The organism is Kitasatospora sp. NPDC057965 (assembly GCF_042887135.1).
Classification (GTDB): domain Bacteria; phylum Actinomycetota; class Actinomycetes; order Streptomycetales; family Streptomycetaceae; genus Kitasatospora.
The window spans coordinates 38,441-52,797 of sequence record NZ_JBHVPZ010000017.1; the positions used below are offsets into that span (position 1 = coordinate 38,441).

At 71.6% G+C, this 14,357-nt stretch carries 12 protein-coding genes; 2 read left to right on the plus strand and 10 right to left on the minus strand.

The window, feature by feature from the left end; translation table 11 throughout:
* Positions 1-193 precede the first annotated feature (193 nt).
* Positions 194-2,374, plus strand: coding sequence for a tetratricopeptide repeat protein (locus ACFVVU_RS22490; protein WP_387791769.1), 2,181 nt, complete (start codon positions 194-196; stop codon positions 2,372-2,374).
* 750 nt (positions 2,375-3,124) lie between these two features.
* On the opposite strand, the gene ACFVVU_RS22495 is transcribed toward ACFVVU_RS22490, so the two are convergent.
* The 9 genes from ACFVVU_RS22495 to ACFVVU_RS22535 form a co-directional block, all read right to left on the minus strand.
* Positions 3,125-3,622 (minus strand): hypothetical protein, encoded by a 498-nt coding sequence (locus tag ACFVVU_RS22495; RefSeq protein ID WP_387791770.1) that lies wholly within the window; start codon positions 3,620-3,622, stop codon positions 3,125-3,127.
* 29 nt (positions 3,623-3,651) lie between these two features.
* Positions 3,652-4,395: a hypothetical protein gene (locus ACFVVU_RS22500; RefSeq protein ID WP_387791771.1), complete on the minus strand. Its 744-nt coding sequence runs from the start codon at positions 4,393-4,395 to the stop codon at positions 3,652-3,654.
* Between the two features lie 234 nt (positions 4,396-4,629).
* Complete coding sequence (locus tag ACFVVU_RS22505; RefSeq protein ID WP_387791773.1) at positions 4,630-6,135, minus strand: ATP-binding protein; 1,506 nt, start codon at positions 6,133-6,135, stop codon at positions 4,630-4,632.
* Positions 6,136-6,152: 17 nt separating this feature from the next.
* Positions 6,153-6,602 (minus strand): DUF6238 family protein, encoded by a 450-nt coding sequence (locus ACFVVU_RS22510; RefSeq protein WP_387791774.1) that lies wholly within the window; start codon positions 6,600-6,602, stop codon positions 6,153-6,155.
* Positions 6,603-6,636: 34 nt separating this feature from the next.
* Complete coding sequence (locus ACFVVU_RS22515; protein WP_387791776.1) at positions 6,637-8,109, minus strand: SCO6880 family protein; 1,473 nt, start codon at positions 8,107-8,109, stop codon at positions 6,637-6,639.
* A gap of 95 nt (positions 8,110-8,204) precedes the next feature.
* A complete protein-coding gene (locus ACFVVU_RS22520) occupies positions 8,205-9,668 on the minus strand; it encodes an ATP-binding protein (protein WP_387791777.1) in 1,464 nt (487 codons plus the stop codon).
* A 28-nt stretch (positions 9,669-9,696) separates the two neighbouring features.
* Positions 9,697-10,398, minus strand: a complete 702-nt coding sequence (locus ACFVVU_RS22525) for a hypothetical protein (protein ID WP_387791778.1) — start codon at positions 10,396-10,398, stop codon at positions 9,697-9,699.
* A 2-nt stretch (positions 10,399-10,400) separates the two neighbouring features.
* Positions 10,401-10,709, minus strand: coding sequence for a DUF6112 family protein (locus tag ACFVVU_RS22530; protein ID WP_387791780.1), 309 nt, complete (start codon positions 10,707-10,709; stop codon positions 10,401-10,403).
* 78 nt (positions 10,710-10,787) lie between these two features.
* Positions 10,788-11,954 (minus strand): C40 family peptidase, encoded by a 1,167-nt coding sequence (locus tag ACFVVU_RS22535; RefSeq protein WP_387791782.1) that lies wholly within the window; start codon positions 11,952-11,954, stop codon positions 10,788-10,790.
* Positions 11,955-12,525: 571 nt separating this feature from the next.
* Between ACFVVU_RS22535 and ACFVVU_RS22540 the strand changes: the two genes are divergently transcribed.
* The gene (locus ACFVVU_RS22540; protein WP_387791784.1) at positions 12,526-13,272 is read left to right on the plus strand and encodes a DNA-methyltransferase; all 747 of its coding nucleotides are present in this window, start codon (positions 12,526-12,528) and stop codon (positions 13,270-13,272) included.
* An 84-nt stretch (positions 13,273-13,356) separates the two neighbouring features.
* On the opposite strand, the gene ACFVVU_RS22545 is transcribed toward ACFVVU_RS22540, so the two are convergent.
* Positions 13,357-14,298, minus strand: coding sequence for a DUF5655 domain-containing protein (locus ACFVVU_RS22545; protein ID WP_387791785.1), 942 nt, complete (start codon positions 14,296-14,298; stop codon positions 13,357-13,359).
* Positions 14,299-14,357 lie beyond the last annotated feature (59 nt).

Genomic DNA, 14,357 nt, shown 5'->3' on the forward strand with positions numbered 1-14,357 from the left:
GCGTTGTCCTCCCGGGCTTGCTGGCGGTGGTGGTAGGCGGCGCGGACGTCCGGGCTTCCGGCGCATCCAGCAGGGTGTGTCGGCCGGACGACGAGCTTGTCGACGCCGGACTGGGCCTGGTCGATGCTCGGCTGGTCGGGGACCGTGCGCCACCATGATGGATGCTGGCCAACGCAGAACCTGGGGGCGGGAGATGGCGCAGGAGGAACAGGACGGACAGGCGGGCGCACCCGGGCAGAGGCGCTCTCGCCCGGCGGCCGGTCTCAGCGCTCCAGTGGTCGGCTCTGATGTTCCGCATCGGGTGCCTGGCGGGTTTTCCACCCGCAACCGGGTCGATGGCGGCACCGTGCACGGGAATCTGATCCAGGCCACGATCGTCAACATCCATCCCGAGTCCGCCCCGAAGGGAGGTGTCGAGGCCGTCGAGAGCTTCCCTGGGAAGCCGATCGAGCAGTGGGATCCCATCGATCTGGAGGTACATCCGGCCGGGGCCATCCGAATCACCGCGGGGCGAGGTGGCCCTAGTGCGCTACCGGGCTATGTTGCCCGCGCCCACGACCACAGGCTGGACACGGCCGTGGCGGAAGCGGCCGGGGGCCGTAGCAGGATGGTCGTACTGGTCGGTTCGTCGTCCACCGGCAAGACCCGTGCGTGCTGGGAGGCCGTCCAACCCCTCGTCGAGCATGGCTGGACCCTGTGGCACCCCTTCGACCCCACTCGGGCCGAAGCCGTGCTCGCCGACCTCGAACGCGTGGGTCCACGCACGGTGGTCTGGCTGAACGAAGCCCAGCACTACCTCGGCGATACCCGGTTCGGCGAGCGCATCGCGGCAGCACTCCACGCTCTGCTCATCCAGAAGGGCCGGGAACCGGTGCTGGTCCTGGGCACCCTGTGGCCCGAGTTCGCCGCCCTGTACACCGCGATGCCCGACCCGGGCGATCCCGATCCGCACAGCCGCGTCCGCGAGCTGCTGGCCGGGCGCACTGTACCTGTCCCTGACATATTCGACCAGGACGCGCTCGCCACCGCTGCGGCCCTCGCCGCAGCTGGCGACCTACTGCTGGCCGATGCCCTCACACGCGCCCGCGCCCACGGCCGCCTTGCCCAGGACCTCGCTGGAGCCCCTGAACTCCTGTGCCGCTACCAGCACGGTAGCCCTGCGGTACGGGCGTTGTTGGAAGCCGCGATGGACGCCCGGCGCCTCGGCGTCGGCCTCCATCTCCCCCAGGCCTTCCTCACCGACGCCGCCACCGACTACCTCACCGACCACGACTGGGACCAACTCAACGGCCAATGGGCCGAAACCGCCTACGCCGACCTCGCCCGCCCTGTCCACGGCAAACAAGCCCCCCTATACCGCACCAGCAGCCGCCCCACACGCCGCCCGGCAGCAACCCTGGAATCACCCCCGAAGTCCAGCCCAGCTGCAGACCCAGTGCTCCGGCTCGCCGACTACCTCGAACACCACGGCCGCACAATCCGGGGCCGGCTGTGCCCACCCGCCTCCTTCTGGCACGCCGCCCACACCCACCTCACCGAATCCGCTGATCTGGAGGTTCTTGCACGTGCCGCCGCAGATCGGCGCCGCTTCCGCATCGCCTATGAGCTGTTCCGGCGAGTAGAGGAACTCGGCAGCGATGTCAGGCTCAGTCTGGCCGACATTCACTTCGAGATCGGAGATCTGCGGGGAGCTGAACAGCTATATATCGAGGCGATAGCGGACGGCCAACACATCGCCCTCGACCTTCTGGGCGAGGTGCAAGAGATGCTCGGGGATATCACCGGCGCCGAACAGACGTACCTCGCCGCCGTCGAAGCGGGCATCGAGCACGCCGAGTTCTCCTTGGCCCACTTCTGGGAAGGGATCGGAAATCTAGACGGGGCTGAGCGCATCTTCCGAGCCAAGCTGGACAGCGGCCATTTAAACTCCGCCTTCCACGTGGCGTGGCTCCGGCTGGCCTCGGGCGACCTGGCAGGAGCCGAACAGGTATACCTGGATAATCTTGGCCATATCGGCCCGCGCGCGCTGGTTGATCTCGGTATTCTCCGCGGCGCAGTCGGAGACACGGAAGGTGCCGCGCAAGCCTTCCACGAAGCGGCCGCAGCAGGCGACGAGGCCGCCGTGGTTCACCTCTCTGAGCTGAACCAATCACCCCGGAACCTGCAGACTGTCGAACAGGAATTCCTCAACGCTGCCGGCACCGACCCCTCCCTGTTGAACGAGCTGGCAGAACTACGCACCGCAGCAGGCAACGCCACGGGCGCAGCGGAGCTCTACCTGAACGCCGCCAACGCCGGCGAAATTCTCACCGTCACCCCTTGGCCATACGGACTGGAACCTGACGGCACCCCCTCACCACCCTGGACACCATGAAACGACAAGCCTCGACACACCCTGCCGGAACGCCCCCGCCCCGGTGAGCGGCAAACCGGTTCGAGGCCGAGCGGTAGATCCTGCGGGCGGCAGCCAAGCCCGACGTGGTGTGGGGAGCATACGTTCGGCTCGCCGGGATCCCCGGCGCCCGCCCGGGACTCCGGGCCGCTTGCGGCATTGTCGAGGGCGGGGTGCAGAGCGCGGATACCGTTGTCGGTCCAGCGTAGCCAGATCGCGGCGCGCACTAGCGGCGAGTCCAGATACGGGCGTCCCAGGTCCCGCTCGGCGGGCGCGGGCCGGAACCTGGAGGTGGAGATCCGGCATCGGGTGACGTCGTGAATTCGGCCCCACTCGCCCGGTGTTCAGCATCCGGCACGAACTCGCACACTGGCAGGGGGTGGCGGGAGACACGACCGGAGCCGCAGCCGCCTACGCCGACCTGCTGCACGACCAGCAGCGGGTACTCGGCCCCGACCACCCCGACACCGTCGAAACGATCGACGCCCTCACCCGCTGGCAGGGGGAGCCAGGAGATGCGGTCGGAGCCGCAGCGGCCCGCACCGACATCGCCCGCATCCGGCCGAGCGCGGGACCGGGATCGCTGCCCGCCGGCGGCGGGCGGTTGAGAGGGGATCAAGACGATAGACACGCCGGCGCCTACGCGGGCGAGTCGGGTGGAGTCTCCGCCATCGGTGATGGCGGAGAGGACGATGGGGCCGGTGCCCTGCCCTGGGGCAGGGCACCGGGAGGTCACACGAAGGGGTTCTCGGTCGGCCTGTCCGAGTCCGCAGCGGCCTCCAGCAGCTCCTCCAGGTTGGCGGGTTCGGACGAGCGCTGGTTGATCCACCAGCCGGCACGGGTGATGGTGCGGGCCTGGTCCTCGACCTGCTCCCAATCGGCCTCCGGCATCCCGCCCTCCAGGACGAGGGCGGTGTAGGCGGCGACCAGGACCTGGTGGCGGCAGCGTACGCCCCAGGCGACGCCCCGCTCGGTGCCCTCCAGCGGCGGCATCTGGTACTGCGTGGACCAGGCCTCCGACTCGGTCCGCTCGACAGCGCGCTTCGCGGCCAGCCAGGCGGCCTTGTCCGCCTCATCGCCGTCCCGCGAGGCGCGCCAGCAGTCGGTGCAGTCCTGTCGGGAGAGCCAGTCGGCGAAGCCGGCCCGGCGGTCGGCCGGGCGGTCGCCGAGGTCCCCCTCGTTCTCGTGGCCGCACGCGTGGGCGATTGTCCAGAGCTTCTTCACGGCCATTGCCTGCTCCTTGCTCTCGCGGGCGGTGGTCATCGGGTTCGCGCGAACGTGGTGCGCGGGTCGACGGCAGCCGGGGGCGGCCCGGTGGCGTCTGGCCGTACGGAGGGGCTGTTGGCGAGGGGGGCCTCGTCGACGCGGAACTTGTGGGTGGTGAACGCGCTGCCGACCGGGTCGCGTCGAGCAGCGACGTCCCGAGCGAGCTGGGGCTCCATGGCGACCTGGAAGCTCCCGTGCCGCAGTCCCACGACGGCGCGGGCCACGATGTCGAGCGATTCTGTCCGGCTGGAGGCCGGCGGAGGGAGGTAGACGTCCAGGTCCCGGTGGTGGCGCCAGCCGTCGGTGTCCAGGAAGATGCCCGGGCTGAAGGGGTAGTGGTTTCCGACGGCGGCGACGATGCCCAGGACCGGGTGCTCGGCGAAGGCGACGTCCGGACCGGTGTCCGGCGCTCGGGCGTGCTCCGGTTCGACGGCGGTTGGCCGCGTATGCGCCCGTTCTTGCCTGCCGACGTTCGCGGGAGCCAGGGACATGTCGGTGTCGACGCGGTAGCCGGCGCCGTTGAGCAGCTTGACGGCCCAGGTGGCCCGCTCGTGGGCCTGGCGGTGTTGGTCGGTCAGCGCGTACAGGCTCGGATGGTCGGGGACGCGCTGAAACTCCAGCCGCTCCAGCATCCACTGGGCGGAAGCGGACTGGGTCGGCAGGGCGGCGACGATGCCGTGGTCGGGATGGTGTCCGACGGCGACATCGGGCAGGTTACGGGGGGCTTCGGCAGGCACGGTGGGACTCCGCTTCGGGCGGTGGACGGCGGGCTTCGGCGAAGTGGGGTCTGCTTGGACGGGGCAGGGAAGGGCTCCTTCTGGAGGTGAGCGGCGTGATCGGATCGAGATGACGGTGGCCGGCAGGGCGGCGAGCCGGACGCCGGCGGCGACCGGGCGGGGAAGATCGGTGGCGGCTGCCTTCGTAGGGCCAGGAACGCAGCCCGCCATCGGACTGGCCGATCGGGTCCCCCGTCAGGCGGCCATGCGGAAGTCGGTGTCGTAGAGCGCTCGTTCAGCTGGGTGGAGGAGGTGCTGGACGATGAAGGACAGGCCCGCGACCTTCCACAGGCCCCGGCCGCGGGGCAGGGCCGCGATGGCCTGGGCTTCGACGCCGGTGAGGCCGAGCAGGGCCATGGACGCGCTGACCTGGTCCGGTTCCTGTCGGTAGATGATCCGGGTGCTGCAGTCGGCGAGGAGGCCCTCGGCGAGGACACGCCCGCGTGACCCAGCGTCGCCGGCGGACAGCAGGTCGGAGAGCCGGTGCAGGATGAGCAGGTTGGCGATGCCCAGGCCCCGGCTGAGCTTCCACTGCTGCTGCATGCGTTCCAGGAGGCCGACGTGCCGCATGATCCGCCACGCCTCGTCATAGATGACCCAACGCCGGCCGCCGCCGGGGTCGGCGAGGGCGGACTCCATCCACGCGCTCGCGCAGGTCATGGCCAGCACGAGGGCGGTGTCGTCGCCGCTGCTGCCGAGCCGCGAGAGGTCGATGGACAGCATCGGCGCGTTCGGGTCGAACGTCACCGTGGAGGGTGCGTCGAACATGCCGCTGAGGTCGCCGTGGACGAGCCGGCGCAGGGCGTGCGCCAGGTCATCGACGGAGCGGCCGAGGCCGCCGGCGTCCGTGCCGAGTGCCGTGTCCAGGCGCTCGGGATGGCCGAGGACGTGGGCGATGTCGCCCAGCAACGGCACCGCTCCCGCCGCTTCGGCTTGGGCGACGACCAGGTCGAGGGCGACGTCGAGGCCGGTGTGCTCCATCGGCAGCAGGTCGCGCTTGAGCACGGTCGCCGCGAGGCTCGCCAGCAGCAGGAGACGCCGCTTGCGGACCTCGCCGGTCCAGTCGTCCTCGCCGACGCCGTCCGGACGCGCGGGCGCGTCCAGCGGGTTGAGTTTCCCGGGCAGGCCGGGGCCGAGCGCGATGGTCTGGCCGCCGAGTGCCTCGGCCAGGCCGCTCCACTCGCCCTTCGGGTCCGACGGGATGTAGATCTTGTAGCCGTGGGCGATGGCGCGGGTGGCGATGGACTTGGCGAGGGCGGACTTACCCATGCCGATCACGCCGCACAGGACCGCGTTGGGGTTCGTGAAGCCCTCTATGCGGCCGGAGTTGTAGAGGGCGAACGGGTCGTAGCAGAAGGATCCTTCGGCGTGGAGGTCGCGGCCGACGAAGATCCCCTCGGCGCCGAGTCCGGCCTCTGCAAGGAAGGGGTAGGCGCCTCCTGCGACGGCGGTGGTCATGCGGTGCTTGGGCAGGCGGAGCCTGCCGCCGCGGGCGGAGGCGCGGCCCGGCCGGCCGGAGGCGGGGTAGGTGGCCTGGAGTTCGGGGTCGACGCCCTCGAACTCGCGGCGCTCGGCCGGGGCCTGGGCGCGGCGGGCCTTGGTGCGGGCTTCAGCGAACTCGGCTCGGGCGGCGCGCTGTTGGGTGCGGGTGGCCTTGAGGGGGACGAACAGGGGACTGGCGGTGGCGCGATTCCTGGGCATGATCACGGATTCCGGGGTCAGCGGCGGACGAGGCCGGTGAAGGGGGAGTAGAGGTCGGCGGGAGTGGCGCGGCGGCGGACCAGTTGGGCGGCCTGCTGGTGGCGGCGGCAGATGGTGAGCTCCGGGGCGCCTTCGGGGCGGCGGGCGCGGCACGTGTCGGCGTCGGGGACTTCGCCGCTGCCCGGCCGGGGCGAGGAGTGGTAGGCGGCGTGGAGGTGTTCGGCGGCCTGCCACAGGCGGGTGCGGGTGGCCTTGAGGTGGTCGCCCTCACCCGGCAGCAGTGGGGAGGTGCGCTGGGCGTGGGCGTCGAGGAGGCCGTGCAGGGCGACGAGGTGGGCGTGCAGGGAGTCCAGCTCGGCCCGGGAAGCGACGAGCGGACCGGCGGGGACGTTCAGCGCGCGGTGGAAGTCGACCGCGGCGGTCGCGTACGGGACGAAGTCCTGCGCGATGGGCGTGGTGGCCGGCATCGGGGTGCTCTTTCAGCAGGGAGAGGCGCCGGCATCAGGCGGCGAGGGCGAACGGCAGGGCGGAGGCGGTGAACGCCTCGGCCTGCTGCCAGGTGAGCGGACGCAGGTCGAGCTGGGCGCCGACGGCGGCGGTCGCCACCACCGCGCACGCGGAGCGCAGTTCGTCCTCGGTGTCGGCGGAGACGGTTAGCAGGCCGGTCAGGGCGACATCGGCGTGCCCGGCGATCAGCTGCCGCTCGCGGGCCTGGATGTCCTGGTACTCCACCGAGTCGGCCTCGGAGACGACCTGGCCCTTGCGGGCGCGCTCGGCCGAGTCGGCGATCACGCTCGCCTTCTTCCGCTGGACGTCGCGCATCGCGGCGTCCAGGTCCTTCGGCTCGTAGGACAGGGAGACGGTGCGGCGCACCCCGGAGGCGAACATCACCTGGTGCAGGAAGCCCGGCGACGTCTCGGTGCGCGGCCAGTTCTCCACCCAGTAGGTGGCGTGGTGCGCGGAGTCGGTCGAGATGTGGTCGGCCTTCTCCACCACAACCACCGGGCCCGCTGCGGCCGGGTCGGCGGCCGGTCGGCCGTCCTCGGACCAGCGGTCCAGCGCCGCGAGCGACTTGGGGTCGTAGGCGGTGCGGGCGACGGCGGCGATCTCGGTGGCGGACAGCCAGCCGTTCGGGTTGAGGCCCGCGGTGCGGGCGGCCTGCTCGAACGCGGAGGTCAGCTGGGCGAGCACGCTGAAGCCGCCGGTGAGTCCGCCGCCGGCCTGGTTGATCAGGCGCCGGGCGGCCTTGAAGTCGAGTGCGATGGCGACGTAGGACTCGTGCGGTGCGGCGGCCGGGCCGGCGTTGCGGATCAGCTCGCCGTAGAGGGCGCCGGCCAGCGGGGCGTCCGGGGTGCCGTGCTCCTCCCAGTACCGGCGTAGCGCGTCGCCGGAGTCGGGGACGGTGCGCTCGATCACCTGGATGCGGGCGACGTGCCCGGTGCGGGCGAGTGCCGCCAGCGCGCGGCCCCAGCCGTTGACGTTGGCGTTCTGGGTGCCGGGGTCGAGTAGAGCGTAGGCGCGGGAGGAGACCTTGACGATCGCGGTGAGGGTGCCGGCGTGCGGGTCGTGGACGGCGCCGTAGCGGCGGTCCGGGGCGGTGACCACGCGCAGGCTGGCCGCGCTGCCGGGCAGGTGCAGCAGACCCTCGCGCACCGGCCGGCGGGAGGGCCGGGCGAGCCAGAGCAGCTGGCCCCGGAAGCGGCGGAACGCGTAGCGGACGGCGATCGGCGCCCAGTCGGCGAGCGTGCGGCCTCGGTAGCGGACGAAGACGAAGGCGGCGACGGCTGCCCACAGCGGGACGAGCTGCAGGGCGCCGACGACACCGCGGGTGACGAGGACGGCGAGCAGGAGCAGGCCGGTGGCCGAGACGGCGATCAGCTGCGAGGCGCTGAGGCCGAGGAGGATGCCGCGCCTGGAGCGGTGGGGGAACTTGACCGTCGCGGGTGCGGCGTCGGACTTCGGTGCGGAGGGCATGGTGCGATCCAGCCTGTGAGCGTGCGGGCAGTGGGCACAGGGGGGTGGGGACGGGGCGGGCCGGAGGAATCGGCCCGCCCCGGGTGGCGGTCCGGTCAGGAACCGGACGCGGGTGGGTCATTCGGGTAGGTGAACCGGACCGGATCCGGCGTGGACATCCCGGCCGGCGGGGGCCAGTCGGCCGGCGTCCTCTCCGGACTCGTGGTGGCCGCTGATGCGGAAGGCGGGGCCGGGACCGAGGGTGCCGGCGACCCCGGGCACGGGGGCGAGACCGTCCCGGCGTTGAAGAAGCCCCGGGTGTTCGGGGCGGACGCGGCGTTCTGTGCCGTGTTGCCGTCGGCCTGCGGCTGCCCGCTGGAGTTTTCGGAGGATGGGCGGGTGACCAGGGCCGCGAGGCCGGGCCGGGTGACCAGGGACCGGCCGCGGTCGCCGGGCGCGCTCGGGTCCTCGCCGAAGCGGAAGGTTGTCGGCTGCTGAGCGGGGCCGGCGTCGATGCCCTCCTTGCTGATCCGTCCGGTCGGGTCGATGCCGGAGGAGACACCTCCGCCGTCCACGCCGGGAACCTCGCTGGGGCCTTGCGGTGCGGGAACTCCGGTGCCCGCCTGCATCGCGAGGCTGCCGGCGGTCTTGGCCGCACCGGCGGCGACCGCCATGCCCGCGACGCCGGTGCGGTGGAGGTCGTCGTGGCCGCCGCTGTCGGTCGCCCAGTGGACGAACTTGTAGACGGCGTAAGGGCACAGGAGGACCAGCGCCATGATCACGATGCCGGCCATGGCGTCGGACAGCGCGCCGAGCCCGTCCTTGGCGTCCGTCTTGCCGATCGCGGAGACGCCGACGAGGAACACCACGGTCATCAGCAGTTTCGACACAACCAGGGTGGCGGTGGCCTCGATCCAGCCGCGCCGCCAGCGCTTGGCGACCTCCCAGCCGCCGCCGGCACCCGCGAACGCGGCGAGCGCGACCAGGACGAGGACACCCACCTTGCGGGCGACCATCACCGCCCAGTAGAGGAACGCACCGATCGCGCAGCCGACCGCGACGAGCGCGGGAATCGCCCAGCCGAGCGGGAACATCGCCCCCAGCTGGGACACCTTCACCAGGCGCCGGATCGCGTCGTCGACGCTCGTGTTCGCAGCTTTGAACAAGCCAGCGGACAGGGCATCGACCACGGTGACGGCCACGGCGGTGAAACTGATCGCGCCGAAGGAGAACAAGACACCGGTCATGGTGCCCCAGGCGGCCTGTGCGAGAGCGCGCTCGTCGCGGCGCCAGGCGGCCAGGATCAGCTGCGCGCAGAACGTGCCGACCGTCAGGATCAGGCCGATCGGCAGGATCAGCTGGTAGTTGTCCCGGAACCAGGGGGCCGACAGGTCGATGGCGGTGGTCTGGTCGACCGCGCGCGAGGCGAGGTCGACGGCGCTGGCCGCCAGCTCGCCCATGCTCTTGGCGATCCACGCGCCGATGCCGTCGGTGATCGACTTTCCGGGGTTGGCCACGAAGCTGACCGCGTCGACCACGGTGCAGACCTGGCTCATCAGGGGGATGTCGCAGACACCCACGAGGGGTAACTCCTTTCTTAGGTCGGGGCTACGGCGCGACGGACGGCATCACGCCGACCAGTGCGCAGGGGCGGTCGGGGCGGCACTGCACGGCGAGGGTGGTCGAGCGGTCCTCGGCGCCGCCCTCGGGCGCGCCGTTCCAGGAGATCGACTGTTTGCCGGAGACGGTGACGGCGTAGACGTACGCCCGGGTGATCGCCCCCGGATCGGCCTGCAGCGCCCGGGTGAAGGACTCCGGGAAGTGCGCCTCGGCCGCGGTCGCGGTGGCGAACTGGCCGGAGTCGGCCATCCGCCCCCACAGCAGCGGCGAGGGCACCTGGCGCTCGGCCGAGTCGGCGTCGACGTACTGCCCCTCGGCCGTCAGCCACCGGTGGAGCGAGGCCACCAGCTCGGGCTGCGAGTAGGCCCGGGTGTCGTACGACCACAGGGCCACCGCCGCCGCCTTCCCGAAGGCGATCGGGTCGCGGGTGTCCGGCGGCACCGGCAGCGCCGCCGCCCGGCTCCCCGGCGCCACAAGCGCAGACAGGGACGGAGTGGGTAGCGCGGGCGAACTTGACGCCGCCGCCGGCTGGTTGGGCGGCGTACGGCTCTCGCGGGTGACGTAGGAGAACAGGCCGGCCAGGGCGACGAGCGTCACCAGGATGACGGTGCCCAGCAGCACCCGGCGGCGCACCAGGGCGCCGCCGGAGGAGCCGCTGCGCCAGACAGAAGAGAAAGAACGTTTCTGCATGGCTACTTGACCTGGCTGCCGAGTCCGCTGAAGAAGGCCACGACGCCGTTGGCCGCGCCGAGGAGCAGGGCGGCACCCGCGCTCACGAGGACGCCCTTCTTGCCGTTGGCCTCGGCCTGGTGGCCACCAGAGTGGTGGCCCCAGGCCCATACTCCGGCGCTGACCGCGAGCGCGCCGACGACCGCGATGATGCCGAACAGGTTCAGGCTGCCCATGACCTGCTTGAGGACGGTGAGGCCGGGAAGTCCGCCCTCGTTGGGGGTGATCCCCGGGTCGTAGGCGAGCAGCGTGGCCGCGTTGGCGAGAAACAAAGGGGAACCTCAGTTCGATTTCAGGCGCGCAAAAGACGTGCCGGGGCGGAGCAGGAGGGAGTGGGGGAGAAACGCCGGTCAGACGACTCGGCGGGCCGCGAGAATCTGCGGCTGCCACTCGGCGAGGGTCGAGATCTTGACCACGTCGCCGGTCTTGGGGGCGTGCACGACGAGCCCGCCGCCGATGAACATCCCGACATGCTCGGGCCGCAGGGCGTTGCCCCGGGTGAACAGCAGATCGCCGGGCTTCAGGACACCGGCCGAGACGGCCGTGCCCTCGCCGACCTGTGTGTAGGTCGTCCGGGTCAACGTGACCCCGGCCGCCCGGTAGGCCATCTGCATGAGCGAGGAGCAGTCGCAGCGGCCCATCGGGTCGGCGCCGTGCGAGTCGGAGCAGGAACCGCCCCACTGGTAGGGCGTGCCGAGCTGGCCGAGCGCCCAGCGGATCGCGGTCTGCACCTGGGGCGGTGCGTCGGCCGGGATCGCGTACCCCTCGGGGACGGTGCCGGGCGGGATCGCCCCGAAATTGCTGCCGTCGCCGCCGGCCGTCGAGCAGCCGCCGCTCGCTGGCGGACTCGTGGCGGGGGGACCGGTGGGAGACGGGCTTGCGCTGGGTCCCGGCGGCGCGGCCGAGCCAGCACCGGGATCGGCCAGCAGCGGGGCGATGGCCTGCTGGAGCGCCGTCGCCAGCGGCTCCCACTTGGCGTACGCGTCCGGGAAGCCGGAACGCTGCACCGCCTGCGCGGCCTGGGTGATCGTCATCGACTCCCAGCCGGAGACCTGCTTGAGCGCCTCGTAGAACTTCGTCGAGGCGTACACCGGCTGCATGATCTGCTCGGCCGTGCCCCAGCCCTGCGAAGGCCGCTGCTGGAACAGCCCCAGCGAGTCGCGGTCTCCGTAGTTGATGTTGCGCAGTCCGCTCTCCTGGAGCGCGGTCGCCAGCGCGACGACCTGTCCGCGGACGGGAATGTGCATCGCGACGCCGGTGGCCTGGATGGCCTGGGCGTTGGGGACCTGTTCGTCCGGCTTCTCCAGCCCGGCCACGCCCGGACCGCTGAGCGGGCTGGAGCCGTTCAGGATCGCCTTGACCTGCTGGGCGACGGCGGCGATGTCCACCGCCTGGGCATCGCCGCCGGGAACGCAGGTGGCGGAGGCGCTGCCAGCGGCGGCGACCACGATCGGCAGGGCCAGAACCAGAGGTCCGACGGCGACGAGGCTGACGAGGGCGCCCGCGGACTTCCTCATCGTCGCCGCCGCTCGGCGGGGCGTGCGGCCGGGATGGCCGGGGCCAGAGGGTCGAGGCATGGCTGTGCCAGGGCGTGCTGCATCGCAGCGGCTCCTCGGGGTTGCGTAGGAGACGCGGTGCCGGCCTCTCGTGCGAAGAAGTCGCCGGCACCGCGCCGGTGGTGAATCCGCCGCTCAGGGCGGACCCGGGTCAAAGGAGTTGGTAGCTCCCGGACGCCGGTCTCGGGTCACGCGCGGCAGCCGGCCGCGCTCGTAATCTCAGCCGGAACACAGGGTCTCCTGGAGGTACGGGAAGGGCATGGGTGTCCGATCGCTGCCGCTAGAACGAGACAGCACAGACCAACACAGGCCTACCCGGGCCGAGTTGCGCCCGGCCCGGTTGGCATGCCGAGACAGTAGGCGCGATGTCCGGCCGCACCAAACAGCCCCTCCACCAGGCCGAACGACGCTCGCGACGCCGTTAGGTCCGGCCGGACATCGCGGCTACCGTCCCGGTCGTCCGCGCTCCCGGCGGCTGCGGCCGAGCGCCGCCGGGGGAGCGGGTCCACTCCTGGTTCCGAGAGAGGTCACCGTGAGCTACACCCTTCACCGAGGCGATGCCCTCACCGTCCTCAAGTCCCTGCCCGACGGGAGCGTGAACGCGGTCATCACCGACCCGCCATACAACTCGGGCGGGAGGACGAGTTCCGAGCGCACCAGCCGCGACGCCCGCGCCAAGTACGTCACGTCCAACAGCGCCCACGACCTCAAGTCCTTCCCCGGCGAGAACCGCGACCAGCGCTCCTACCGCTCCTGGCTCACCGAACTGCTCACCGAGGCGTACCGGGCGAGCACCGAGCACTCCGTCGCGATGGTCTTCTCCGACTGGAGGCAGGAGCCGACGACCAGTGATGCCCTGCAGATGGCGGGCTGGACGTGGCAGGGCACCATCCCGTGGATCAAGCCCGCCAGCCGGCCGAGGAAGGGAGGCTTCAAGCAGTCCGCCGAGTTCATCACCTGGGGCGTCAAGGGCACCCTCGACAACAGCCGTGCGATCTACCTGCCCGGCCACTTCACCGCCAGCCAGCCCCGCAAGGACCGGGTCCACATCACCCAGAAGCCGCTGGAGATCATGCAGCAGCTCGTCCGGATCTGCCCCGAGGACGGCACCGTCCTCGACCCCTTCACCGGCAGCGGCTCGACCGGCGTCGCAGCCCTGCGCGAAGGCCGGCGCTTCGTCGGCGTCGAACTCTCCCCGCACTACGCCGAGATCGCCGACCAGCGGCTGCGAGCCGAACTGACCCAGGACGACTTCATCCTCGCTGGCCCGGAGGCGTGACATGAGGGGAACCGCCCGGGCAGAAGGCGGCAGACGCGGAAGGGCGGCCGGAGCATCAGGCTCCCGGCCGCCCTTTCCGGTCCCTCAGGACTCCTCGACCGCCCGCCGGATCAGCGGCACCGCCTTCTCGACGTCCCCCGACGAGGCGATCCGGACTTCCAGGTCACCCGTGCCCAGGTGGCCCTTGCCGCGCACGTCCCGCGTGAAGCCCTCCTCCAGCTCCACCGCGTCGGGGTCCAGCCGCAGGTACAGCAGGATCGCCCGGTGTGAGGCCGACGAGCGGAAGATCACGGTGGCCACGTTCAGCAGTCGCTTGTAGGCGATGTAGTGCTTGAGCGGTATCACCTCCAGCTCGCCGGCCGTGGTCAGCGCCTCATCCAGCTCGCGATACAGCTCCCGCAGGCCCCCGGGCACCTCCACCTGCTCGTTCGCCGACGCCCCCGCTCCCTCCGGCGCGCGGTCGGTCTCGACGACCGGCTCGGTCGGCACCGGCGGTGCCGCCCCGGCGAACCCGGGAACGGTCTCGACCAACTGCAGCGTCAGCAGCTCGGGGCCGAAGAGCCGGTACCGCACGAGGTCGACCCGGCGATCCCGCTGGTGGAGGGATGCGGCAGCCCGGTCGTGGCGGGAGAACTCGCCCGCCACGCAGATCACCCGCGGCCGCCGCCAGTCGACCGCCTCCGCCGCCTCGGGCCCCAGCTGTCTACGCACGAGCGCCTCGAACTCGTGGCGGTGCGCCGTCAGCCAGACCAGGTACGACGTCGCCTGCGTGATCACTCCGGCGTCGCGGCCCCGCTTGAACTCGATCACCACCGGGGTGTCGTTCTCGTCCAGGCCGAGCGTGTCGATCCGCCCCTGGTGCCACGGCCCCGTCGGATACTCCGACGCCAGGAACCGCACCCCCAGCATCGCCTCCAGCGCCTTCTCGACCCTCCGCTGCAGCTCGCGCTCCCGTGTCATCATCGAGCCCCGCAGCTCGACCTCATGGCCTTCTCTGTTCCGCCGGAACACCTTCAGATCGGTCACCCTCGCCCCCTTCCTGTGACCATACGGATAGATCAATCATGAAGAGGAGCCTGCTATTC